This is a genomic window from Zhengella mangrovi (assembly GCF_002727065.1).
Lineage (GTDB): Bacteria > Pseudomonadota > Alphaproteobacteria > Rhizobiales > Rhizobiaceae > Zhengella > Zhengella mangrovi.
The window spans coordinates 1-23,266 of the sequence record NZ_PDVP01000024.1 but is presented as its reverse complement, the minus strand read 5'-3'; the positions used below and the strand labels follow the sequence as shown (position 1 = coordinate 23,266).

At 63.8% G+C, this 23,266-nt stretch carries 22 protein-coding genes; 16 read left to right on the top strand and 6 right to left on the bottom strand.

Going from position 1 to position 23,266, the window contains the following annotated elements; genetic code table 11:
- Positions 1 to 29: 29 nt before the first annotated feature.
- Complete coding sequence (locus CSC94_RS22750) at positions 30 to 842, bottom strand: alpha/beta hydrolase (protein ID WP_165784563.1); 813 nt, start codon at positions 840 to 842, stop codon at positions 30 to 32.
- 209 nt (positions 843 to 1,051) lie between these two features.
- On the opposite strand from CSC94_RS22750, the gene CSC94_RS22745 reads away from it, so the two are divergent.
- The 16 genes from CSC94_RS22745 to CSC94_RS22670 all read left to right on the top strand — a co-directional run bounded on the left by CSC94_RS22745 (position 1,052) and on the right by CSC94_RS22670 (position 18,579).
- A complete protein-coding gene (locus CSC94_RS22745; RefSeq protein ID WP_205853399.1) occupies positions 1,052 to 2,815 on the top strand; it encodes a class I adenylate-forming enzyme family protein in 1,764 nt (587 codons plus the stop codon).
- Between the two features lie 10 nt (positions 2,816 to 2,825).
- On the top strand, positions 2,826 to 3,272 hold the full coding sequence (locus CSC94_RS22740) for a MaoC family dehydratase (RefSeq protein ID WP_099308670.1): 447 nt from the start codon (positions 2,826 to 2,828) through the stop codon (positions 3,270 to 3,272).
- 18 nt (positions 3,273 to 3,290) lie between these two features.
- Entirely contained in the window at positions 3,291 to 3,830 is a 540-nt protein-coding gene (locus tag CSC94_RS22735; RefSeq protein ID WP_099308669.1) for a MaoC family dehydratase, read from the top strand.
- Between the two features lie 119 nt (positions 3,831 to 3,949).
- A complete protein-coding gene (locus tag CSC94_RS22730) occupies positions 3,950 to 4,576 on the top strand; it encodes a TetR/AcrR family transcriptional regulator (protein WP_133123020.1) in 627 nt (208 codons plus the stop codon).
- Positions 4,577 to 4,898: 322 nt separating this feature from the next.
- Positions 4,899 to 6,545: a flavin-containing monooxygenase gene (locus tag CSC94_RS22725; RefSeq protein WP_099308667.1), complete on the top strand. Its 1,647-nt coding sequence runs from the start codon at positions 4,899 to 4,901 to the stop codon at positions 6,543 to 6,545.
- Positions 6,538 to 7,308: an SDR family NAD(P)-dependent oxidoreductase gene (locus CSC94_RS22720; RefSeq protein ID WP_205853398.1), complete on the top strand. Its 771-nt coding sequence runs from the start codon at positions 6,538 to 6,540 to the stop codon at positions 7,306 to 7,308. Before CSC94_RS22725 ends, CSC94_RS22720 begins: the two co-directional genes overlap by 8 nt.
- Positions 7,298 to 8,197, top strand: a complete 900-nt coding sequence (locus CSC94_RS22715) for a 3-hydroxyacyl-CoA dehydrogenase family protein (protein WP_099308665.1) — start codon at positions 7,298 to 7,300, stop codon at positions 8,195 to 8,197. The genes CSC94_RS22720 and CSC94_RS22715 overlap by 11 nt, the downstream gene beginning before the upstream one ends.
- On the top strand, positions 8,194 to 9,369 hold the full coding sequence (locus CSC94_RS22710) for an acyl-CoA dehydrogenase family protein (RefSeq protein ID WP_099308664.1): 1,176 nt from the start codon (positions 8,194 to 8,196) through the stop codon (positions 9,367 to 9,369). The genes CSC94_RS22715 and CSC94_RS22710 overlap by 4 nt, the downstream gene beginning before the upstream one ends.
- Positions 9,370 to 9,379: 10 nt before the next feature.
- Positions 9,380 to 11,680 carry an AMP-binding protein gene (locus tag CSC94_RS22705; RefSeq protein WP_099308663.1) on the top strand — a complete coding sequence of 767 codons (2,301 nt, stop codon included), beginning with the start codon at positions 9,380 to 9,382 and terminating at the stop codon, positions 11,678 to 11,680.
- Entirely contained in the window at positions 11,677 to 12,462 is a 786-nt protein-coding gene (locus tag CSC94_RS22700; protein ID WP_099308662.1) for a crotonase/enoyl-CoA hydratase family protein, read from the top strand. The genes CSC94_RS22705 and CSC94_RS22700 overlap by 4 nt, the downstream gene beginning before the upstream one ends.
- An 86-nt stretch (positions 12,463 to 12,548) precedes the next feature.
- Positions 12,549 to 13,787: an ABC transporter substrate-binding protein gene (locus tag CSC94_RS22695; protein WP_165784562.1), complete on the top strand. Its 1,239-nt coding sequence runs from the start codon at positions 12,549 to 12,551 to the stop codon at positions 13,785 to 13,787.
- A 31-nt stretch (positions 13,788 to 13,818) separates the two neighbouring features.
- Positions 13,819 to 14,685, top strand: a complete 867-nt coding sequence (locus tag CSC94_RS22690; protein ID WP_099308660.1) for a branched-chain amino acid ABC transporter permease — start codon at positions 13,819 to 13,821, stop codon at positions 14,683 to 14,685.
- A gap of 2 nt (positions 14,686 to 14,687) precedes the next feature.
- A complete protein-coding gene (locus CSC94_RS22685) occupies positions 14,688 to 15,785 on the top strand; it encodes a branched-chain amino acid ABC transporter permease (protein ID WP_133123018.1) in 1,098 nt (365 codons plus the stop codon).
- Positions 15,782 to 16,537, top strand: coding sequence for an ABC transporter ATP-binding protein (locus CSC94_RS22680; RefSeq protein ID WP_099308658.1), 756 nt, complete (start codon positions 15,782 to 15,784; stop codon positions 16,535 to 16,537). The genes CSC94_RS22685 and CSC94_RS22680 overlap by 4 nt, the downstream gene beginning before the upstream one ends.
- Positions 16,534 to 17,304, top strand: coding sequence for an ABC transporter ATP-binding protein (locus CSC94_RS22675; RefSeq protein ID WP_205853397.1), 771 nt, complete (start codon positions 16,534 to 16,536; stop codon positions 17,302 to 17,304). Before CSC94_RS22680 ends, CSC94_RS22675 begins: the two co-directional genes overlap by 4 nt.
- A gap of 87 nt (positions 17,305 to 17,391) precedes the next feature.
- Positions 17,392 to 18,579, top strand: a complete 1,188-nt coding sequence (locus CSC94_RS22670) for an acetyl-CoA C-acyltransferase (RefSeq protein WP_099308657.1) — start codon at positions 17,392 to 17,394, stop codon at positions 18,577 to 18,579.
- 491 nt (positions 18,580 to 19,070) lie between these two features.
- Here the strand turns inward: CSC94_RS22670 and CSC94_RS22660 are convergent, their stop codons facing one another.
- The 5 genes from CSC94_RS22660 to CSC94_RS22640 form a co-directional block, all read right to left on the bottom strand.
- Positions 19,071 to 19,790, bottom strand: a complete 720-nt coding sequence (locus tag CSC94_RS22660) for a recombinase family protein (RefSeq protein ID WP_342585973.1) — start codon at positions 19,788 to 19,790, stop codon at positions 19,071 to 19,073.
- Positions 19,791 to 19,861: 71 nt separating this feature from the next.
- Entirely contained in the window at positions 19,862 to 20,254 is a 393-nt protein-coding gene (locus CSC94_RS22655) for a hypothetical protein (RefSeq protein ID WP_099308655.1), read from the bottom strand.
- On the bottom strand, positions 20,247 to 20,702 hold the full coding sequence (locus CSC94_RS22650; protein ID WP_205853396.1) for a hypothetical protein: 456 nt from the start codon (positions 20,700 to 20,702) through the stop codon (positions 20,247 to 20,249). The genes CSC94_RS22655 and CSC94_RS22650 overlap by 8 nt, the downstream gene beginning before the upstream one ends.
- Positions 20,703 to 20,803: 101 nt before the next feature.
- Positions 20,804 to 21,244 (bottom strand): phage terminase small subunit P27 family, encoded by a 441-nt coding sequence (locus CSC94_RS22645; RefSeq protein WP_099308654.1) that lies wholly within the window; start codon positions 21,242 to 21,244, stop codon positions 20,804 to 20,806.
- A 255-nt stretch (positions 21,245 to 21,499) separates the two neighbouring features.
- On the bottom strand, positions 21,500 to 22,786 hold the full coding sequence (locus CSC94_RS22640) for a site-specific DNA-methyltransferase (RefSeq protein ID WP_099308653.1): 1,287 nt from the start codon (positions 22,784 to 22,786) through the stop codon (positions 21,500 to 21,502).
- Between the last annotated feature and the right edge of the window lie 480 nt (positions 22,787 to 23,266).

The window sequence follows — 23,266 nt, the reverse complement described above, 5'->3', positions numbered from 1 at the left end:
AGTGCGCACAGCAAGATCGTACGAGGGGATCACGGTCCCAAAAGGTGCTCGCGGATATCGAATGCGATCGTTTCGAGCGCCGGGTTGACGATTTCCGGTTCGACGGGGAGAGACAGGAAGCCGTGGAGCATACCTGCGAAGCTGTGAAGCCGGACATCGTTCCCCTGGCGCCCGAGCGTTTCTGAGAAGGCCATACCCTCGTCGTGAAGAATGTCGTACTCGGCAACGCCGATCGAAACGGCAGGCAGGCCGGACAGCGCCTCAGGTGAAATGGTGGAGGGGGCAGCGTCCTGTGGGACCTCGTCGCCGACAAAACAGGACCAGAACCACTGCATGGCTTCCCTTGTGAGCATGTGGTTTTCAGCGAAACGGTGCTGAGAGGCCGTGTCGCAGCCCGGGTCCAGGGCGGGGTAGATCAGGCTGATGTGACGAAGCGCGAGCCCCTGTTGCCTTGCGGCCAAGGCGGCGGAAAGGGCGAGGTAGGCGCCCGCACTGTCGCCGCAGACCCCAAGGCGCGTGGCGTCGATTCCGAGACCCGCCGCATTGTCGACAGCCCAGGAAAGCGCGTCCGTGACATCCTGCACGGGTCCGGGATACCTGCATTCGGGAGAGAGCCGGTAATCAACGGCAAGGAGTGCGCATCCGCTCAGCGCTGCCAGGTGCCGGCAGAGGGCATCATGGGTTTCGAGATTGCCCCAGACCCATCCACCGCCATGGCTGAAGATGACCAGCGGCAATCCGGCTTGCGATACCGGCCGGTAGAAGCGCAGCGGAATGGTGCGGTCACCGGCGCTGGCTTCCAGGTCGACGGTCTCCATCTTCGGCCCGGCCGGCGCATCCATCATCGCCGCATTGGCGGCTTTTCTCACTTTCTCGATCGGCACATGCGGCGGCGGGCGCCGAACCGTGTTGCGCGGGTCGGCGAGGAGGCTGGAAAAACAGGGGTTCAGGGTCATGTGACAAAAAGCTACTTGCGAGTTTCTATTTAATACGCTTTAGTATCCATGCCTGATTTGAGAATGAATTTCAATGCGCCTGGGAGGAAACAGGCTTGTCGAAACGAACCGCGACCTCACCATCGCGATGGAAAACCGCGCAGGATCGGCGCGCCGCCCTGGTCGATCGCTTTCCGGTCTGGAAGCCGGCGACGCTTCACGGAATGCTGGACCGGATCGCGGCGGAATTCCCCGAGCGCATCTATGTCGCGACCGACGAGCAGCAATGGACCTATGCCGAGATCCGGGCCTGGTCGGAGCGGTTGGCCGCGTGCCTTGTCGAGGCCGGCGTGGAACGCGGCGACCGGGTGGCGGTCGTGATGGCCAACTACCCGGCCTTCATCGCGCTCAAGTACGCGATTTCCCGTGTCGGCGCGACCTGTGTTCCCGTCAATATCCTGAACCGGCGCGACGAGCTTGCCTATGTTCTGCGCCAGGCGGAGGTAAGGGCGCTGGTCACCATGGACTGTTTCCGCGGCAATGACTACCTGGCCGCGCTTGACCAGATCGCGCCAGGCTGGGAGACCGGCGGCGGGGTGGCGCTGCCGCACCTTTCCGCGGTGTTCGTGTTTCCCGTCGGCGAGGCACCGCTTCGCCAGGGTGTGAGAACCCTGTCGGCGCTGGAGGCATCCGGCCGCGCTTTCAACGGCTACCCCGATGCGGACCCGGACGCCGTATCGGACATTCTTTACACGTCGGGCACGACCGGCTCGCCCAAAGGGGCCATGCTGACGCATGACCAGTACCTGCGCGCAGCTTTCGGAAGCGCCTACTGGCGGGCCTTCGACGACGGCTGGAAGATCCTTTATGCGCTGCCCATGTACCACGTTTTCGGCTATGCCGAGGGCATGCTGGCCGCCATGATCGTCGGTGGTGTTGCCGTGCCGCGGGTCCGCTTTGATCCCGATGACATGCTCGACGCCGCGGAGCGCCACCGCGTTGACGACATCCTTATGGTACCAACCATGACCCGCCTCGTGCTCGACGCGCAACGGGCACGGCCGCGGGCGCTTCGAGACCTGAAGGCGGTGCTGTCTTCGGGGCAGCGGTCGCCGGAAGGGATGTTCGACGAGATTTTCGAACTGCTGCACCCGCATGAGGTGACAACCGGCTACGGAATGACGGAAACCACGGCAACGACGACGCTGACGCGGCCGGAAGACCCGCGCGACTGGCTGCTGACCCAGGGGCCGATGCGCGAGGTCGGTCCTGCCGGCGATCCGGCGCTCGGTGGCAAGCTGGTCGACTATCGTGTCGTGGACACGGTGACGGAAAAGGTTGCTGCGCCCGGCGAAATCGGCGAGCTGCGCGCCAAGGGTCCGGGCATTACGCAGGGATACTACAAGAAGCCCGACGAAACAGCGGCGGCCTTCGATGCCGATGGCTGGTTCCGGTCCGGTGATCTCGGCTTTTTCGATGAAAAGGGGCGGCTGATCCTGGCGGGCAGGCTGAAGGAAACCTATCGCTGCGGTGGCGAACAGGTGATGCCGACCGAGATCGAGGACGTGCTGACCAGCCATCCCGATGTCGTGCAGGCGCATGTCGTTCCCGTGCCGGACGAGCGGATGGGAGAGACCGGCGCGGCATGGGTGGTTCTGCGTGATGGCGCCAGCATAAGCCTCGAGGACCTTCGCGCGCGCTGCGAGGCATCGCTCGCCCGGTTCAAGGTTCCGAAATACGTCCTGAAGATCGACGCGGCCGACCTGCCCACCACAGCGTCTGGCCGTGCGCGCAAGTTTCTTCTGTCGGAGCGCGCCATCGCGCAACTCGGCTTGTCGTCCGGCCGGTCGGCCGCCCCGTCCGCACAAGCGGGCAATTGAGAGGATCGCCATGAACGTACAGCCTGTGCCCGTCGCCGAGGCCTATCGGATCACGCCTGAGACGCCCGTCGGTTTCGACCTGATCGGCGTGAAGAAAAAGGCGCTGATCCAGTTGATGGGCTCGCGCTTGTGGGGCCGCTTCAACCCGAACCATTGGGATCCGGTCTATGCCCGCGAAACCGGCCTGGCGAAGCCGATCCAGACCGGCGAGATGTGTTCTGCCTATATCGCGGAAATGTGCGTCAACTGGTTCGGTCCGGCGATGTTCCGGAATGCGCGCATCTCCTGCAAGTACGTGGCCTCGATCTTCGCCGACGAAACCATCACGACCTATGGCAAGGTTGCCGGAAAGACGCCGAAAGGCGACGGATACCGGTTCAGGGTCGATGTCTGGGCCAAGAACGAGGCCGGCGAAACAAAGACCATCGGCTTCGTTGAAGCCGACGTTGGCGTCTGAACTGCAAGGAAAACGACCATGTCCGCTGACAACGACGTTGCGATCGACAGCCTCCGCCCGATGACGGAGATCCAGATCGGTCAGACCCGTGAATTCATCGAGAGCCTGAAAGAGGAATGCGAGACCTACTGGGACATGGTGGAGATCGGCGATGTCCTTTCGCGGGATCTTTGCGTGACGCCGGAACTCGTCATCCTTTATGCCGACGCGGTCGAGGACTACACGCCCTGGTACGAGGGCTGGAAAATGAACACCTGGCGGATCGACGGCGAGAGCCCCTTCGGCGGGGCGATCGTTCCGCCAATGATGATGTCCCATTTCGTCCTGTCGGTTCAGTTCGATCACACCAAGCCGTTCGCCATCGGATCGGTGCACACCTTTCACGACACCGAGATCCTCGAGCCGATCCCGGTCGGCGCGACAGTGCGAATCCGCACCGAGGCCATCGACAAGTTCGAGAAACGTGGCCGCCGCTATGTGCGCCACGCGGTCACGGTGAGTGACGTCGACAAGGGAACGCTCTATCTGCGCGAAACACGTGACATCATGTCAATGTGACAGCGAGTGGCCGCTCTGCCGGCAACGCGTGCCCCGCCTCCGGACGAAGGGGCTTGATGACAGGCGTACGGGCGGAGTGATAGTCCGTATGCAATGCCGGTGAAGCGAGGAGTGGTCAATTGCCGAAACTGTCGAGCGAGCGGATGAAAATCCGCGAGGAAGTCGCGGCACTCAAGCGCGAGCGCACGCTTGGCGCGGCCGCTGATCTTTTCTACGACCGCGGCTATGAAAACACCACGCTTGACGACGTTGCCAAGCACCTTGGCGTGACCAAGCCGTTCATCTACGCCAACATCGGCTCCAAGAGCGATCTGCTTGCCAAGATCTGCGAGGTCGGCGTCGGAAGCTCGCTCGAGGTGATCCAGGACGTTCTCAGGAAAGGACTGGGCCCGGTTGAAAGTCTCGAGGAATTCGCACCGCGCTATGTGGCGACGATCCTCAAGAGCCAGAAGAGCATCGCGATCTACACCCGCGAGGAAAAGAACCTCGAACCGAAGGATGCCGCGCGGCTTGCGGAATTGCGGCGCCAGTTCGTCAGCGAGATCGAGCGGCTCCTGCGTGCGGGGATCGACAGCGGCGCATTCCGGATCAAGGACCCGCGGCTCAGTGCGCTTGCCCTGATCGGCGCCGTGAGCTGGTCGACATTCTGGTACCGGCCGGACGGCAAGAAGTCACTGGAAGAGATTGCCAGCGGCCTCTCCGATTTCATCGTCGGCCTGGTGCGAAGCGACCTGGAAACCGTCTAGGCGCCCTGCCGGTTTCCGGAAAGCCGGATGGATGCCGCCCGACGCGGCACGAGATCCTGAAAACGCAGTCATTTCAGATCCAGAACCTGGCTCGCCTGCCGATTGGCCGGTCTGTCGGTGACTGTCCGCAAGTGCGGCGCGCCGCAGCCGTTGACTGTCGCGAAAGCCTTGCGGTCGCGCGCTCGCATCCAGACTCCTGTCACGCGCCTTCAACAAAAAAATCGCGCATCGCTTAACAATGGTCTTGAAAAGATACTCATCAGTATATTAACATCCGTATCAGTCAATTTGACCTGTTTGGCGACTTGGGAGGAGCAGGACAGTGCAACAGTTCGATGCGGTCATCATCGGTGCCGGCCTGTCGGGTCTCCGCGCGCTGTACCGGTTTCGCGAGGCAGGCCTGAAGGTGGTCGTCCTCGAAGCTTCCGAAGAAGTCGGCGGCGTGTGGAACCACAATCGCTACCCGGGCGCCCGCTGCGACGTCGAAAGTTACGACTATTCCTACAGCTTCTCGCCGGAACTGGAGCAGGAATGGCGCTGGAGCGAGCGCTACCCGACCCAGCCGGAAATCCTGCGCTACATCAATCACGTCGCCGACCGTTTCGACCTGCGCAAGGATATCGAGACGGACACGAAGATGACCAGTGCCGTCTATGACGAGAGCGATGCGCTGTGGACCATCCGGGCAGAGGACGGCCGCACATGGGTCGCGCGCAATCTCGTTCTTTGCCTGGGGCAGTTGTCCGCGACCAAGCTGCCCGACTATCCCGGCCTTGCCGCCTTCCGCGGGGAAGTCATTCACAGCGGCAACTGGCCGAGGCGCAAGGTCGATTTTGCCGGCAAGCGCGTAGGCATCATCGGGACCGGTTCTTCCGGCATGCAGATGACCCCGGTTATCGCCGGGACGGCAGCCCATGTGACCGTTTTCCAGCGCACGCCGAACTATTCCGTTCCGGCGGCAAACGCGCCGCTGACGGACGAGGAAGACCTCCGGGTCAAGCAGCATTACCAGGAACGCCGCGAGCAGTGCCGGAATTCACCGACCGGCCTCGGGTTCATGCCGCCGAAGACAAAGACGCTGGAAGCACCGGAAGCAGAAAGAAACGCAGCCTTCGAAGAGGCCTATCACCGGCTCGGCTTTGGATTTGCCCTGGTCTATCCCGATATCCTGCTTGAAAAGCCGGCCAACGATGTCGCATCGGACTTCCTGCGCCGCAAGATGGCCGAGCGTGTCAAGGACCCGGTGGTCCGCGAGAAGATCGTGCCGCACGATCACCCGTTCGGTGCGCGCCGCCCCAGCGTCGACAGCGGCTATTTCGAGGCCCTGAACCGCGACAACGTGGAACTGGCGGACGTGCGCGAGCACCCGATCGTCGAATTCACGGCCGAGGGCATCCGTACCGACGACAGGCTGCACGAACTGGACATGGTGATCTTCGCCACCGGCTTCGACGCCCTGACAGGCGCCTTGCTCCGGCCGGAGATCATCGGCCGAAACGGGATGACTCTGCGCGAGAAATGGGCTTCCGGTCCGTTGACCCAGCTTGGCATCGGCGTTTCCGGCTTCCCGAACATGCTGATCGTCGTCGGCCCGGGCAGCCCGTCCATCCTGACCAATGTCATGGTCTCCATCGAGGAGCAGGTCGACTGGCTGGCGGCACTGCTCAGCGGCATGAAGACCCGCGGCGAGATCGAGATCGAGGCGACGGAGGCCGCCGAGCAGGAATGGACGAACCACGTCCAGGAGCGGGCGCACCAGACGCTCTACATGACCACGAATTCCTTTTACAACGGCGGCGAGATCAAGGGGAAACCCCGGGTCTTCATGCCCTATTCCGGCGGGGTCCGGAACTACCGCAGGCATCTGAAGGATTGCGCCGAAGCCGGCTACGCGGGCTTTGAACTGCGTACAGCCCCCCTCGCATCCAAGGATGCCTCGCGGGCCGAAAAGGCCGCCCGCCGTGGCTGATTTCTCCGGCAGGACCGCCATCGTGACGGGTGCGGGAGGCGAGATCGGGCGTGCTGCCTGTCTCGGGCTCGCGCGGCTCGGCGCGCGGGTTCTGGCCGTCGACCTGAACGAGGCGGGAGCGCGGGAGACCGTGGAGGAAATTGCAAGCGAGGGCGGCGAGGCCGTGGCCATGGCCGCCGACGTCAGTTCCGAAGCCGATGCGGCCGCGTTTGTCGGACGGGCGGTCTCTCTGTGGGGACGCCTTGATGTCCTGATCAACAACGCCGGGTGGCAGGGACCGGTCACCCCGCTGACAACCTGCACGGTGGAGGACTTCGACCGCGTCATGGCCATCAACGTGCGCGGCGTTTTCCTGGGCATGAAACATGCGCTGCCGGCAATTGCGCGGCAGGGCGGCGCGGTGGTCAACACCGCATCGCTGGGTTCCTATGTTGCGACCCGCAATCTCTCGCCCTATACGGCCAGCAAGCACGCCGTGATGGGCTTGACCAAGACCGCGGCGCTGGAAGTTGCGCGCCAGGGCGTTCGGGTCAACGCCGTCTGCCCGGGTCCTGTCGACACGCCCTTGCTGCGCGAGATCGAGACGCAACAGGCCAACGGCGATTTCGAAGGCCTGCGCCGCAAGCGCACCGCCTCCATTCCGACCGGCCGTTATGCGCAGCCGGCGGAAGTCGCCGACCTCATGATCTATCTCGCCTCCGATCGTGCCGCCCATATCACGGGCCAGGGCATCCATATCAACGGAGGCGCCTATGCAGCCTGACGCCGCCAACACGACGAATGCGGTCGGGGTCGTCGGCGCCGGTACGATGGGCGTCGGCATTGCCTATGTCTTTGCCATGGCCGGGCATCCTGTCATCCTGGTTGAGTCGGACCACAGCCGCAGCGTGGAAGCCCGCGCGACGATGGAGCAGGCCGCGGCCGAGGCGGTACGGCGCGGGAAGGTCCCGGCCGAAGATGCAAGCCGGCGCCTCGCTTCGATCCGCTTTGCTGCCACCATTCCGGAACTGCCGGAGGCCCTTGCGCTTGTCATCGAAACCGTGCCCGAACGGCTGGACATCAAGCATCGTGTGCTGGCCGGGATCGATGCCCGGTCCCCGGCGATCATCGCGACCAACACCAGTGCGCTGTCGATTGACGATCTCGCAACCGCCGTTTCGCGGCCCGATGCCTTCCTCGGGATGCATTTCTTCAACCCGGTCTGGTCGCTGCACCTGGTCGAACTGATCCGCGGCGCCGCGACCAGTGACGCGACGCTGAAGGCCGCCACGGCGTTTGCAACCGGCATCGGCAAGAAGACCGCCGTGGTCAGCGACCGGCCGGGTTTTATCACCAGCCGTCTCGACCTCATCCTCGCGCTGGAAGCAATCCGGATGGTGGAGGAAGGCGTGGCGAGCGCCGACGACATCGATGTTGCGATCATGACAGCTTACCGGCATCCGGTCGGCCCGCTGCGCCTGACAGACCTGGTCGGGCTCGACGTGCGCCTCGATATCGCCCGCCATCTGGGCCAGGCGATCGGGCCGCGCTATGCGCCGCCGCGCCTGCTGGAAGAGATGGTGGCGCGTGGCGAACTCGGCCGGAAATCTGGCCATGGTTTCTACGATTGGTCCGTCGAAGCGGACACCGGAAGGGCCGGACAAAAAGCATGACACAATTGTTTCACACCAGCCTCGTCGATACCGCGGACCACCACAAGATGCTGCGCGAAAGCGTCGGCAAGCTCGTCGGCGGGTTCGGGCGGCGTTATTTCCAGGACATCTACCGGAAGGGCGCAAAACCGGTCGAACTGTGGAACGCCCTGGGCGATGCCGGCTTCCTCGGGGTCCATATCTCGGAAGCCTATGGCGGTGCTGGCGGCGGCCTCGCCGACTACAACGTGATCGTCGAGGAAACGGCAGCGCAGGGCTGCCCGATCCTGTCGCTGGTCATCGGTTCCATTTGCGCGCCGATCATCGAGCGCCATGCATCCGAGGAGATCAAGCAGACCTGGTTGCCGGGCCTCGCCTCCGGGTCCATGCGCCTTGCCTTCGCCATCACCGAGCCTGACGCCGGTTCCAACACCCACAAGGTTTCGACCGTTGCGCGGCGCGACGGCAACGGCTGGGCGCTGAAGGGGACGAAATACTGGACCTCGGCCGTGGACGAAGTCGACGCCATCATGGTCGTTGCGCGCGGCGAGACGCTGGATGAACGCGGCCGTGGCCAGCTGTCGCTTTTCCTCGTGCCGGCCGATGCCGCCGGTCTCAGCAAGACACCGATCGAGACCGCGCTGCACGTGCCCGAAACCCAGTTCATGGTCTATTTCGATGACGTGAAACTGCCTGCCGACGCCCTTGTCGGGCGCGAGGGCAACGGCCTCAAGCAGCTTTTCGACGGGCTCAACCCGGAGCGCATCTGCGCCTCGGCCATCAACAACGGCATCGCCCGCTACGCCATCGAGAAGGCGTCCCTCTATGCGCAGGATCGCAGCGTCTGGGGCGTTCCGATCGGCGCGCACCAGGGTGTCGCGCATCCCCTTGCCAAGGCCTATGTCGGGGTGCAGCAGGCACGCCTGATGACGGCGCGGGCGGCCCAGTTGTACGATGAGGGCTCGCCGGAAGCCGGCGAAGCATCCAACATGGCGAAGTTCGCCGCCGCTGACAGCTCGCTGGAAGCCCTCGACCAGGCCATCCAGGTGCATGGTGGCAATGGCCTGTCGATCGAGTACGGCCTGGCCGACCTCTGGTTCATTGCCCGCCTGCACAAGACCGCTCCGGTCAGCCGCGAAATGGTCCTCAACTTCTTTGCCCAGCACAGCCTGGGCCTTCCGAAGAGCTATTGAGGCGTCCGTCATGAGCGAACCGGCCAGCCCCATCGCCACCTTTGCCGACCGGGTCCGCGCCTTCGCGGCGAACCGCCCGGATGCGCCGGCGCTGACGTTCGCCGGGCGGACGCAGAGCTTCGCCGATCTCGATCGCATAAGCTCCATGGCGGCCAACGCGTTGACGGCGGCCGGGATCGGACGCGGCGACCGGGTGGCCCTCCTGACCAGGAACCGGGCGGAATATTTCGAACTGATCACTGCCTGCAGCAAGATCGGCGCGATCGTGGTGGGTCTCAACTGGCGCCTTTCAGCCCGCGAGATCGCGGAGATCGTCGCCGATGCGCAACCGTCGATCATCCTCGCCGACGAGACCGGCCTTGGCCTGCTCGGCGAAGGCCCGGCGCCATGCCGCGTCATCGCCTTCGGCAAGGATTACGATGCCTTCCGCGACGCGGCCGATGCAGCGGACCCAGGCTACTCGGGACCCGCCGGCGAGGTCCTCCTGCTGCTTTACACCTCTGGCACGACCGGTCTGCCCAAGGGCGTGATGCTGACGAATGAAAACATGGACTACACCCATCGCCTCGCCAGCGAAGCGTGGTCCATGAACGGCAAGAGCGTCAACCTCGTTGCCATGCCGATGTTCCACATCGGCGGTTGCGGTTACGGCAGCAGCACGATGCTCGTCGGCGGCCATACGGTGCTGATGGCAGAGGTCAACCTGCCACAGATGATCCAGCTCATCGCGGACTACCGGGTCACCAACACCTTCCTCGTTCCCGCAGTTATCCAGGCGCTCCTGAACCTGCCCGATATCGAGACCTCGGATGTGACCAGTCTGGAGTTGCTGATGTACGGCGCCGCACCGATCGGCGACGTCCTTCTGCGCCGTGCCATGGCGGCCTTCAAGTGCAACTTCATGCACGCCTACGGGATGACGGAAGCCGCCGGCACGGTGGTCATGCTCGATCCCTCCGAGCACGATCCGGATGGCCCGCGCCGCGGCCTGCTCAAATCCTGCGGCAAGGCGCTGCCATGGGTCGGCCTGCGTGTCGTCAAGGACGGCAGCGACTGCGCTCCGGGAGACATCGGCGAAATCTGGCTGAAGTCGGCGATGATCATGAAGGGATACTGGAACAACCCGGAAGCCACGCGAGAAGCAGTGGTGGAGGATGGCTGGTACCGGACCGGCGATGCGGCCTACCTGGACGAGGAGGGTCATGTCTTTCTCGTCGACCGCTTCAAGGACATGATCATCTCGGGCGGCGAGAACATCTATCCGGCCGAGATCGAGAATGTTCTCAATGCCCATCCGGCCATCCAGGAGGTCGGGGTCATCGGCGTGCCGCATACGAAATGGGGCGAAACGCCGCTCGCCGTCGTGGTTCCGCGCCCGGGCCAGAGCGTGGCAGAGGCCGAGGTGATCGCGTTTACCCGCGACAGGCTTGCCCACTACAAGTGCCCGACGCGCGTGGCGATCGCCGACACGCTGCCGCGAAATGCGTCCGGCAAGCTGCTCAAGCACGAGATGCGGCGGATCTTTGGCGCCCCGCCTGTGCCCGTGCTGTCGCTGGCGCGCCGCTGGGTCAACGATTACTTCAATCGCCACGATCCGGTTGCCTGCGCGGCCTTCATCGCGCCGGACTACGCGCTGGAGATCGGCGACGTCGTCTTTTCCGGACGCGACGACGAGTGGCTTCCCGCTGTGGACAAGCAGATGCGCGCCTTTCCCGGTCTGTCGATGACCGTTCACCAGGCTGTCTGCGGACCGGACTGGGCAGCGCTCTGGTTCAGCGAGCACGGTCAGAATGAAGGCAAGGCCGCGGTCTGGTCGGGCGTCGCGATCTATCGGTCCAATGGCAGGGTCCTTACGGGATGTGTCGCGCAGGAGGATTATTTCACGCGGCGGCGCCAGCTGAAGTCCGGCGTCGCGGACACGCCGGACCGGCCGGCCGTCGCGCCCTGGGACACCGTCTGCCTTGCCCCCGATCCGGAGGCTGAAGCGGCGGTGCGGAACTGGCTGGCGGGATCCTGGCCCCTCACGGCGGACAGCGTCCACGTCGACGACGAGCACATCACCGGCGAGCCGATACAGTTTGCCGTGGAAGAGGTCGAGTTCCGTACCGTGCTTTCGTCCGGCGGCCAGGTGGTCTTCAACGTTCGTCAGCATGGCCGCTACCTCGGCGGTCTGCCGGGCGTACCGGACAGGACTGCAGCCGCCTTTCTGGATTGCAACGGCATGATCCGGGTCCGGGACGGAGAGGTTGTCGAAGGACGGGTCATCAGGGACCGGATGGGCCTGTTCGCGCGGCTGAGGGCGGCGTCATGACGTCCTCCGAAACCCATCGCGCGGCGCCGGTCCTGGTGGAGGTGGCGGACGGCGTTCTGACCATCACCATCAACCGGCCCGAATCCCGCAATGCCATCGACCGGGCCACGTCGGAGGCCATCGCCGCCGCCGTTCACCGGCTCGATGAAACCGACGGGATTTCCGTCGGCATCCTGACCGGGGCCGGCGGGCATTTCTCGGCGGGAATGGATCTCAAGGCATTTGCAGCCGGCGAACGGGTGGAACTGGAGGTGGGCGGTCTTGCCGGCCTCGTCAAGGCAACGCCGCGCAAGCCGCTGATTGCCGCCATCGAGGGCTACGCACTGGCCGGCGGTTTCGAGATCGCGCTGGCCTGCGACCTGATCGTCGCCTCGACGTCGGCGCGCTTCGGCCTGCCGGAAGTGCGTCGCGGGCTGATCGCGGGGTCGGGTGGCCTGCTGCGCCTGCCGCAGCGCATCCCGCCGCAGATCGCCAAGGAACTGGTCCTGACCGGCCGCATGTTCAATGCGCCGGAAGCCGAGCGCTGGGGACTGGTCAACCGCCTGAGCGGGCCAGGAAGGGCGCTGGCCGAGGCACTGGACCTGGCGGCGACGATCCGGGCCAACGGTCCACTGGCGGTCATGACCTCCAAACACATCCTCGACAAACGGGGCGACTGGCCGGCCGACACCGTCTGGCAGCGTCAGGATGCCCTGCTCGAAGACGTTCTGAATTCCGCCGACGCCCGGGAGGGAGCCCGGGCCTTCGGCGAAAAGCGGCCGCCAGTCTGGAGCGGACGATGACAACCGAATTCGCTGGTCACACCGAAAGGACCAGCGGACCACCGCGTGCAGGAATTGCCTGCGCCCAACCCATGGGAGGAATGGAAATGAAGGCATACAATTTTGGAAGCGGCTTTCGCGCACACATGCCGAAGGCCATTGCGGCGGCCCTGGTGCTCGGCATGGCAACCAGCGGCGCCCTCGCCGGCGATGCCCCGAAGGACGGCGTCTACGCCGACCATATCGACTGGGGCGTGATCATGGACCTGTCCGGCCCGACCTCGAGCTCGCAGGGCGTCTGGACCAAGGGCCTGCAGGACTACATGGCCATGCTCAACGAGAACGGCGGCGTTGGCGGCCGTACGGTCAATGTCCTCGCTGAGGACGGCCGCTTCAACGCGGCCAATGACAAGATCGCCTTCGACAAGCTGGTCAGCCAGACGCCCGTCATCGCCCTGTCGGGCTTCGGCACGTCGGCCACGCAGGTCGCGCTTGCCAGCGAAATCCGTGACGGCGCGGTTCCGGTGATCGGCACTTACACGCCGACGAAGGCGCTGTCGGAACCGACCAGCAAGATGGTCTACAACGGTTTCTGCGGCTACAAGCAGATGGCCGATGCGGGCGTCGGCTACATGGTCGAGAAACTCGGCCTGAAGAACCCGAAGGTCATGACCGTGGCCATCGAGACGGCCGGCGGAAAGGACTACGCCGACTACGTGGCCGCTGCGGTGGCCAAATACGGCGGCACAGCCTCGTCCACGACGATGAAGATCGCTGCTGTTGACGTCACCCCGCAGGTCCAGCAGATTCTTGCCGAAAAGCCGGACTTCATCACCATCTACGGGATCGAGAACACCGCGATCCTGACGATGAAGACCATGCAGCAGTACGGGCTGGATACCCCGGGTTTCGGCATCACCTATCTCGGTACCAAGTCGGTCTACAACGCGCTCGGCGCCGAGGCCGGCGGCAACTATTCCTTCATCAGTTGCTTCACCCCCGGCGGCGCCGACGAGTCCGACGGGAACAAGGCGATGGTCTCCTTTGCCGACAAGGCCGGCCACGGCGACCTGGCCTCCAACATCAACTATGTCGCAGGCTGGGTTGCCGGCATGACGGCGGAAACCGCGCTGAAGAAGGTGGACGGCGATCTCACCCGCGCCAGCCTGGTGAGTGCCATTGAGGGCGGCTTCACGGTCGATCCCGAGGGTCTCGCCGCGCCCATCGTCTATACGCCCGAAGACCACACCGGTCCGCAGGTGCTGAAGATGTTCGGCTACGACTATGCGAAGGAAACCTTCGTTTCGTATGGCGACTATGCCGATTACGAGAAGTACACCAAGTAATCGGGCCTGATCAGGGAAAGGGGACCGGGCGATGTTTGCGCAAGTCCTGTTCAGCGGATTCGCTCTCGGCAGCATCTATGGGCTGGTGGCCCTCGGGTTTGCCGTCGTGTTCAAGGCGACCCAGGTGTTCAACTTCGCCCAGGGAGCGCTGGCGGTCTGCGGTGCCTATTTCGCCGTCACCGCGATCTCCATCCTCGGCCTTCCCTTTCCCCTCGCCATACTTGCGATGCTTGCCGCTTCGGCCCTGCTTGGCGTCATCATCCACATGACGCTGATCCAGCCTTTGTCCGGCCGCTCGATGCTGGCCATCATCATGGTGACGATCGCCCTGTCGATCGTCATCCGTGCCGTCATCGAGATCATCTACGGACCGCAGGGGCGCGTGCTGAGCACGCCCCTGCCGACCGGCGTCTTCATCGTCGGCGACCTGCGCATGCCGAAGCTGCACCTGACCGCGGCGGCGACAAGCTGGGTCTGCATGGCCGCTTTCGGCGCCTTCTTCCGCTTCACGCGGGTGGGCCTGCTGATGCGGGCCACTGCCGACCGTCACGAGGCGGCCATGGCCGCGGGCGTCAACGTCAACCTGATGAACCGTCTTGCCTGGGCGATCGGGTCCGTCCTCGCCGGCATCGGCGGTCTGTTTCTCGGTCAACTCCAGATCGTCTCGACCGAGTTGGAAACCATCGGCCTCCTTGCGCTGCCGGCTGTCGTCATCGGCGGCTTGCAGAGCATCCCCGGCGCGATCGTCGGCGGCTTGCTCGTCGGCATGATCGAGCAGTTTTCCTCTTCCTACATTTCACCGAAATCGACCGATATCGCCATCTACGGCTTTCTCCTCCTTATCCTCCTGTTCCGTCCCTGGGGCCTGCTCGGCGACCAGGAAACCGGGAGGGTCTGACAGTGACGGAGGCTCCCATCACCGCTGTCCCGCGCAGGCCGATGGCCAAGGCATGGACGGCCAGTCGCGCGATCCTGGCTGCGCTGGGAATTGCGGCGTTGATCTACCTGCCATTCCTGCTGACCGAGCGGGCCGTGTTCGGCGTGCCGCTGTCAAACGGCATGCTGCTCAACCTGGGCATCACGCAGATCAACCTGATGCTCATCTTCATGCTTGGCGCGCTGTCGTTGAACTTCCTCACCGGCTGCGCGGGGCTGATCTCCATCGGCCACGGTGCCTTCTACGCGGTCGGCGCGATGACCGGCGCCGTGGTGGGCACGCAGTGGGGCCTGCCGCTGCCTGTGGTGCTGGTGGCAGCCGCTCTGGTCGGCGCCCTGGCCGGCGTCATCGCGGGGCTGCCGTCGTTGCGGGTGCGCGGGCTCTATTTCGTGCTGTCCACGCTGGCCGCCCACCACATCATCATTTTCATCTTCCAGGAGTACCAGTTCGAGTTCTTCGACGTCGCCGGTGTTCCCTACACCAACCCGGCGCTCGGACCGATGGCGCTCGACACGCCCATCCGCTGGTATTTCTTCCTCCTCGTCCTGGTGATCGCGGTCTACTGGGGCCTCTCCAACATCCTGAAAAGCCGTGAAGGCCGGGCGATGCGCGCGATGCACGATCATGAACTCGCGGCCACCGCCATGGGCGCCGACGTGCGCATCCTGCGCCTCAAGGCCTTCGCGCTCTCGTCCGCCATCGCCGCGGTCGCGGGGGCGCTTTACGCCTACTACCTGACAAATGCGACGTCGGAATCCTTCGGCATTTCATTCGCGATCCAGTTCATTGCCATGATCATCATCGGCGGGCTGGGATCTCTGCCGGGATCGCTTTTCGGCGCGGCGATCTGGCTGCTGCTGCCAAGCCTGATTTCGGGCCTCGCGGCCAATGTCGGCGATGCACCGGCCTTGGTTCGCGTGCTGCTCGTCGACAACCGGGCGCAGTTCGTGCAGGCGCTGTTCGGCTCGCTGGTCATCGTGCTGCTGATCTTCGCGCCGGGCGGCTTGCCCGACCTGAGCCGCAAGCTTGGCCGGCTCTTCGCCCGGGAGCGCGGACAATGAGTGACACCATTCTCGACATCCGGGAACTCTCGGTGGGGTACGGCCGGAAAGGCCTGGCGCTCGATTCCGTCAGCTTCTCCATTCCGCGCCACGCCATTGTCGGTCTTCTGGGTGCCAACGGGGCCGGCAAGACCACGCTCATCCGGTCGATCACCGGCCTGCTGAAGATCAACGGCGGACACGTGGTCTCGGGTTCGGTGGCCTTCGATGGACAGCCGGTCCTCGGCCTGCCGGCGCACAAGCGCGTCGGCCTCGGGCTGGCACAATCGCCGGAAGGCCGCATGGTCTTCTCGCGCATGACGGTGGAGGAGAACCTGATGGTCGGCGCCGCCATGCTGCCGCGCAGCCGCCAGGACGAGGGTCTTTCGTCCATCTACCGGTTCTTCCCGCGCCTGAAGGAGCGGCACAGGCAGATTGCCGGTCTTCTGTCGGGTGGCGAGCAGCAGATGCTGGCCTTGGGACGCGCGCTGATCTCTCGGCCGAAACTGCTGCTGGTCGACGAACTGTCGCTCGGTCTAGCGCCGATCCTCGTCAACGAGATCTATGGCGAACTGGGACGGATCGCCCGCTCGCTGGGAACGACCATGCTGGTCGTGGAGCAGAACGCCCACGTCGCGCTCAAATATGTCGATACCATCCATGTGCTGGATCGCGGCTCCATCGGCTATTCCGGGACGGCGGAAGAGGCCGCGGGCAGCGAGGCGATGAAGCGCGCCTATCTGGGTGAAGGCCAGAAGGAGGGCGCGGCGTGACGGAACCGCTTCTGTCAGTCGACAGCCTCGACATGCGCTTCGGCGGCATCGTGGCCCTCGACCATATCAGCCTGACGGCGGAGAAAGGTGCGATCACGGCGCTGATCGGCCCGAATGGCGCCGGCAAGACGACGATGTTCAACTGCATCACCGGCATGTACCGACCGACGTCGGGGAGCATCCGCTTTGCCGGCCGCGAAGTCGCCGGCCGGCCGGCATTCGAGATCGCGCGGGCCGGTGTGGCGCGCACGTTCCAGAACCTTGCCCTGTTCCCCGGCCTGACGGTTTTCGAGAACATCCTGTGCGGGGCCTATCTCAAGGGCAGTTCGGGTCTCCTTCAGGGGGCATTGCGGTCGCGCAGGAGCAGGCGCGAGGAGCATGAGGCCGAGGCGGAGGCATGGGATATCCTCGGTTTCCTGGGCATGGAAGACCTTGCGGCGAGCAAGCCGGCCGAACTGCCCTACGGACAGCAGAAGCAGGTGGAATTCGGCCGCGCGCTGATGCAGAAGTCCCAGCTTGTCCTGCTCGACGAGCCGATGGCCGGCATGAGCGCGGGCGAGAAAAAGGCGATGTCGGACCTCATCCTTCGGGTCCGGTCGGACATGGGCAAGAGCTTCCTGATCGTCGAGCACGACATACCGGTTGTGATGGAACTGTCCGACAAGATCGTCGTGCTGAATTTCGGGCGCAAGATCGCCGACGGCGAACCGGAGGCGGTTCGCAACGATCCCAAGGTCATCGCCGCCTATATTGGTGGCGAGGACTAGATAATGCCGCGGCTCCCGAAGCGGAGCCGCGACACCTGATGGTCCGGGCGCCGCCCGCGCCACGACACAAACACCGGAGAGACAACCATGAGACAAGCCGTCATCGTCAGCACCGCGCGAACCGGGATCGGCAAGGCCTATCGCGGCAGCCTCAATGCCACCAAGTCGCCGACGCTTGCCGGCCACGTGCTCCGACACGCCGTCGACCGGGCCGGCGTCGAAGGCGGTGAAATCGAGGACGTGGTGCTCGGAACGGTGCTTGCGGCCGGGACCGCCGGAATGAATCTGGCGCGCAACGCCGTTCTCGCCGCGGGGTTGCCGGTCGAGGTTGCCGCCCAGACGATCGACCGGCAATGCGCCTCCGGCTTGATGGCGATTGCCACGGCTGCCAAGCAGGTCATGGTCGACGGCATGGATATCGTCGCGGCCGGTGGCCAGGAGAACATTTCCGCCGTCCAGGACCGCTACTTCAAGTGGGCCGTCGAGGACATGGACCCCGCTGTGACAGCCCATGCCGAGCACGCCTACATGCCGATGCTGAAGACGGCGGAGAACGTGGCCCGGAAATATGGTGTCAGCCGCGACGCGCAGGACGAGTATTCCCTGTCCTCGCAGCAGCGGACGGCCGCCGCGCAGCAGGCGGGCCGGTTCAACGAGGAGATCGTGCCCTTTTCGACCCGGATGGCCGTCAAGGACCGCGAGACCGGCGAAGTCAGCATGCAGGACGTTACGCTGGATCGCGACGAGGGCAACCGGCCGCAGACGACACTGGAGTCGCTGACCTCGCTCAATCCCGTTCTTGAGGGCGGCGTCATCACGGCCGGCAATGCCAGCCAGCTGTCGGATGGCGCATCGGCCTGCGTGCTGATGGAAGCAAGCGTCGCCGAGAAGCGCGGCCTGACCCCGCTCGGAGCCTATCGCGGCATGGCTGTGGCCGGATGCGCGCCCGAGGAAATGGGCATCGGACCGATCTACGCCATTCCGAAGCTCCTGAAGCAGCACGGGCTGGGCGTATCCGACATCGACCTTTGGGAACTCAACGAGGCTTTCGCGGTTCAGGCCCTCTATTGCCGCGATCATCTCGGCATCGATCCGGAGATCTACAACGTCAATGGCGGCGGCATTTCCATCGGCCATCCCTATGGCATGACGGGTGCGCGCCTCGCCGGCCATGCACTGATCGAGGGCCGCAGGCGCAAGGCGAAGAATGTCGTCGTGACCATGTGCGTCGGCGGCGGCATGGGCGCGGCGGCGCTGTTCGAGGTCTTTGGCTGACGGAGCGGTGCCTCCGCGAGATCACGGTCAACCGCTGTGAATTGGAATTGGGCGCCAATCCGGCTTATTCACAGGACATGACCCGAAAGCGCGAGGAGGCAATCCGGGATTTGGGCTCGGCCCGGACCCGGTTAGCGGTCTCGGCATCGACGCATTCGGCGTAGCTGCGCGCCTTGGGGAGCCGCCGGTTTCTGGGTGAGGTGTTCAAGGTGGATCGACTGATCAAAGACGATCCAACCGAACCCATGGCTCAGAAACCGGGACCACCTGAGTCTGCTCAGCGCGTCTGACTGGTCACAATATCCATCGTCAGAGGTTTCAAGCAGTTCGGCGGTAACGCCAGCGGTGAGCGGAACCAAGGTCTGCAGCCAGATCGCGGTGGCGAGCGAGACAAGGGTGGCGGAGATTTCGCCGAGGGAGCCTCGGATTTCGGTCGTCCCGTTCAGCAAAAGCCGCCCGCGTATGCGGTTCCCGCTGCATTTTCCCATCTATCAAAAGTCGTCTGACACGCCTCTGGTCGGATCGCGGGCCAGAACGTTGCGGACATTCGAGACGTGCCACCGGCCGCCGCGTGCCGTGCGAACGCCACGGTCGTTCAAGGCGCTCGCAATGCCGCGCAGGCTGGTGATACCGGAGCGTCGGATGGAGGCGATGAGGGGCTGGATGCTTGCGGCAAAGCGGTCGGCTTCTTGAATGCAGGATTGCCGGCCTATAGCTGCTGCCTTGGCCGGGTTGGTCCGGTTGCCGAGCCTTCCGCCGGATGCGGAACGTGAGGCGAGGGCGGCTTTCGTTCGATCCGAGATCAGACGTCGTTCCTTCTCGGCCAGAGCCGCATAGAGATGCAACATGAAGGGATCAGCGTCGGCACCGAGTTCGGCGACGATGAACGGGACGCGTCTGGCCATCAGCCCGGAGATGAACGCGACGTCACGGGACAGACGATCCAGCTTGGCGACGATGACTGGGCAGCTAACCTTGCGGGCCATGTCGAGGGCCTCGGCAAGGCGAGGGCGCCTCTCAAGCGCATCACAACCCTTGCCGGTTTCCATCTCCACGAACTCGGCCGTGATGACCAGGCCTTCCGCCTCTACGAAACGGCGAACCGTTGCTCTCTGTGCGTCGATGCCAAAGGCCGATCGTCCCTGGCGGGACGTCGAGACCCTGTAGTATGCGATTGCTCGCTGCACCATAATCCGCTCCCGGGTGTTCAAACTGCAAACCACCGTTTGCAGTGCGTTCACAAGGGCAAAAAAGTCAATTTAGATCAATAAGATGCTGTGGTTTATTCTCTGTTTGCTTTCAGCCTTTCGGCCAGCAATTCAATTTTCTCGCGGAAGCGGGCCGTCGCATTTTCGGCAGGATTGGCGCCTGACAATTGGTTGGACCCATCAGCGAAGGAGGGTTCCTTCCAACGGGCCCGGGTTTTCAGCCAGAAAATGACGGCTGTCACAGCACCTCGTCCGTCACCGAGCGCCATGCGGTAGAGGCTTTCAGCCACCCGCGCATTGGCCTTGATTTGCCCGCCTGCCAGTTCGCGGGCAAACAGATCTTCCACGGTAGCTGGCGCGACGCCGAAGATGCGGGCGATCTCCTCGGCCGATAGCCCGAAGCCGGCCAAGGCCTCGACACGCCTGGCATCGGGCAGGGTGATGTCGATCTCGCTGGTTTCATCCATGCCCGGTTCTCCCTCGTTCCCTTTGGTCATGTTCGATCAGTTTCGGGTCCTCATCGTCCTCACCCGTATCGTCGTCGTCTTCACCGGGCATGTTCGCCGGAGCAATGATGATCCGGGTCACACGAAGGGCTTCACCATCCTGTTCTCCTGACCAGGCTCCGGGAGCGCCACGGGAAGCATCCATCCAACCGGCACGGGTTTTCAGCCAGAAGATGGCGGCTGTGACCGCTTCGCGACCGGCACCGGTGGCAATCCGAAACAGGTTTTCGGCAACCTTCGCGTTGGCCTTCGTGTGGCCGTGGTCGAGTTCTGATCTATAGTGCTTTCGCAGCGTCTTGGGATCGATGCTGAGCAGCCCCGCAATCTGTGTTTCCGGGACGCCGTAGCCAGCCAACGTCTCGACCTGGCGCCGATCCACCTGGGTCGGGCAATGCGCGCGCCGGCCCATTTCAGAACCATCCCTTCGCGGACACGCCGGCGGCCTGCAACGCCACTACGTCATCGCTCCGTCGGTCCAGCGTTGTCATCGTCATCATGGTCAACGTCAGCTCACTCCCATGGCTTGGGTCCCAGTCTCTGGATGGTTTCCACCCGGCTGCGCGCTACCGGTGACAGGCCTAGCTCGCTCATGAAGCGATGCATCAGTTCCAGGTTCTTGTTGGCGATGCCAAGCCAGGGCGAGGGCTGGACGTAGCCGGCCGGCGTGCGCAGCAGGGGCGGAGACTTCTTCAAGGCCCGCTCCGCTTCCACCCAGCGACCATAGGCCTGGCAGTATGCGGCGAGCGCCGAGCGATCGAGTTCGGTGATAATCCCGAGATCATGCAGGTAGCGCACCAGGCGCTTCCATTCCGTCTTGGCGGGCGCCGACAGGTGCGCCGGGCAGGTGGGAAGGGCGACCACCGGCTTCGGTTCGTTCGCGTTCAATGGCCGCTTGCCGGGGTTGCCGTTGATGAGCTTCAGGGCAGTCGGAACCGGCTTTCGTCCTCGCATCGTCAGCTTCCCTCTCTTGGCGGGCAGTACCACTCAACCCCACAGTTTGTCGCCGGTTCGAGACCGCTTCGCCATCACCTGGCTTGCCTGGAACCGCGCGGTTGAGCCGTTCTCCGGGGCGAACCGTTCATGGGACCCCCTTGGCAATTTCGCGGATGTGATAGGTGAGGGACCCAACCGGTGTGCTCGCGATAAGCTGTAGCGATATGACCACCCCCACCCCCCCTTGTGCGTTTTCACGAACTTCAATTGTGGTCACCCTTGCTCTCCCGCCTCGGCATTCGCCGGCTTGCCTTGTGAGCCACTTACGATCGCGTCAAATTTCCTGCCGGTTTCCGCATGAATGGCGTTCTTCCCGGTGAACTCCTGCCAACGCCGGATGGCGACATCCACGTAGGCCGGGTTCAGTTCGATGGCATGGCAGGCCCGTCCGGTCATCTCGGCCGCGATGATCGTGGTGCCAGAACCCGAAAACGGTTCGTAAATCGCCTGTCCTTGCGAGGAGTTGTTCTCGATCGGGCGCTTCATGCACTCCACAGGTTTCTGCGTGCCATGGCCGGATTCGGAGCGACGGTGCTCGATTGCCCAGACGGTCGACTGCTTGCGGTCACCCGACCAATGGCCTGTCTTGCCCTCTCGTACGGCATACCAGGCCGGCTCGTGGGCCCAGTGGTAGTCGCCACGACCGATCACCAGGCGGGTCTTGTCCCAGATGATCTGCGAGCGGATGGCAAAGCCCGATGCCTCGAGACTGGCGGCTACAAGGCTGGCATGCAGGGCGCCGTGCCAGACATAGGCGACGTCGCCGGGAAACAGTGCCCAGGCTTCCCGCCAGTCGGCGCGGTCGTCGTTCAGCACCTTGCCGCGGGCAAGCTTCGATCCCTCGGCCAGCGTCTCGCGCCAGGCTGGATCGTAGTCGACGCCATAGGGCGGATCGGTGACCATCAGGTGGGGCGTGACACCATCTAGGACCCGAGCCACATCGTCAGCCACGGTCGCGTCACCGCACAGAATCCGGTGCTTGCCGAGTAGCCAGACATCACCCGGGCGGGTCACCGGGTCGTCGGGTATTTCCGGAATGACGTCAGGATCGGTGAGGCCGTCATGGCCCGGGCTTGTCAGCGCCAGAACCTCCATGTCGGTAAAGCCGGTCAGGGAAAGGTCGAATCCAAGGTCTCGCAGTTCGCCGAGTTCGATGCCGAGCAATTTCTCGTCCCAGCCAGCGTTGAGGGCGAGCTTGTTATCGGCGATGACGAGTGCGCGCTTCTGGTCCTTGCTGAGCCCCTTCAGTTCGATCACCGGAACGTTGGACATGCCGAGCTTGCGGGCGGCCATGAGGCGGCCGTGGCCGGCAATGACGCCGTTGTCATCATCGATCAGCACCGGGTTGGTCCAGCCGAATTCGCGGATGGAGGCCGCGATCTCGTCGACCTGCCGATCGGAATGGGTGCGGGCGTTCTTCGCATAGGGGACCAGCGCCGAGACCGCGCGGTAGTCGACTGCGAGCGCCGCGTGATGGTGGTGAGAGGAAGGGCCGGACATATCCAAATTCCCGTGTTTCAAGACTGGACGGGATTATACGAAAGTTTCCAAGTCATTGATAGAATGACAGAAAATGACATCCACCGTCATTCGAAGACAGGCTTTGGAAAAGGGTGTTCAACGGGCGCCAGTTAATGACGCGAATGACGCGAATGACGCTTTGTTTCTTTTCTTTAGCGGTATCGTCACGAACCTTGAACGTTAACAGGAATTATCCGTCACATCCGTCACCAACGTTATTCACGGCTTCCTGAATGGCGCGCTCGTCTGGGTCGGCCTTGCCGCTTCCATTCTTCCGGAGCCAATTCCCGACGTATTGCCTCGATCGCCCGTTTGGGAATTTGGCCGAGCCCAGCTGCATTTGAGCTACTCCCCATCTCTTGGACAGGTTCTAGCGTGATTTAAGCTACTCTCTGCTCCTGCTGATCGGTTTGGGTTTCGTCATTTCTCAGCCAATAGACCACGGCCGGTGGTTTGCCG

Excerpts from the sequence above, each read along its gene's own strand:
- CSC94_RS22750 (WP_165784563.1), bottom strand. The coding sequence starts at position 842 with ATGGATGCGCCGGCCGGGCCGAAGATGGAGACCGTCGACCTGGAAGCC.
- CSC94_RS22740 (WP_099308670.1), top strand. The coding sequence starts at position 2,826 with ATGAACGTACAGCCTGTGCCCGTCGCCGAGGCCTATCGGATCACGCCT.
- CSC94_RS22735 (WP_099308669.1), top strand. The coding sequence starts at position 3,291 with ATGTCCGCTGACAACGACGTTGCGATCGACAGCCTCCGCCCGATGACG.
- CSC94_RS22715 (WP_099308665.1), top strand. The coding sequence starts at position 7,298 with ATGCAGCCTGACGCCGCCAACACGACGAATGCGGTCGGGGTCGTCGGC.
- CSC94_RS22710 (WP_099308664.1), top strand. The coding sequence starts at position 8,194 with ATGACACAATTGTTTCACACCAGCCTCGTCGATACCGCGGACCACCAC.
- CSC94_RS22705 (WP_099308663.1), top strand. The coding sequence starts at position 9,380 with ATGAGCGAACCGGCCAGCCCCATCGCCACCTTTGCCGACCGGGTCCGC.
- CSC94_RS22700 (WP_099308662.1), top strand. The coding sequence starts at position 11,677 with ATGACGTCCTCCGAAACCCATCGCGCGGCGCCGGTCCTGGTGGAGGTG.
- CSC94_RS22695 (WP_165784562.1), top strand. The coding sequence starts at position 12,549 with ATGAAGGCATACAATTTTGGAAGCGGCTTTCGCGCACACATGCCGAAG.
- CSC94_RS22690 (WP_099308660.1), top strand. The coding sequence starts at position 13,819 with ATGTTTGCGCAAGTCCTGTTCAGCGGATTCGCTCTCGGCAGCATCTAT.
- CSC94_RS22680 (WP_099308658.1), top strand. The coding sequence starts at position 15,782 with ATGAGTGACACCATTCTCGACATCCGGGAACTCTCGGTGGGGTACGGC.
- CSC94_RS22670 (WP_099308657.1), top strand. The coding sequence starts at position 17,392 with ATGAGACAAGCCGTCATCGTCAGCACCGCGCGAACCGGGATCGGCAAG.
- CSC94_RS22655 (WP_099308655.1), bottom strand. The coding sequence starts at position 20,254 with ATGGATGAAACCAGCGAGATCGACATCACCCTGCCCGATGCCAGGCGT.
- CSC94_RS22650 (WP_205853396.1), bottom strand. The coding sequence starts at position 20,702 with ATGGGCCGGCGCGCGCATTGCCCGACCCAGGTGGATCGGCGCCAGGTC.
- CSC94_RS22645 (WP_099308654.1), bottom strand. The coding sequence starts at position 21,244 with ATGCGAGGACGAAAGCCGGTTCCGACTGCCCTGAAGCTCATCAACGGC.
- CSC94_RS22640 (WP_099308653.1), bottom strand. The coding sequence starts at position 22,786 with ATGTCCGGCCCTTCCTCTCACCACCATCACGCGGCGCTCGCAGTCGAC.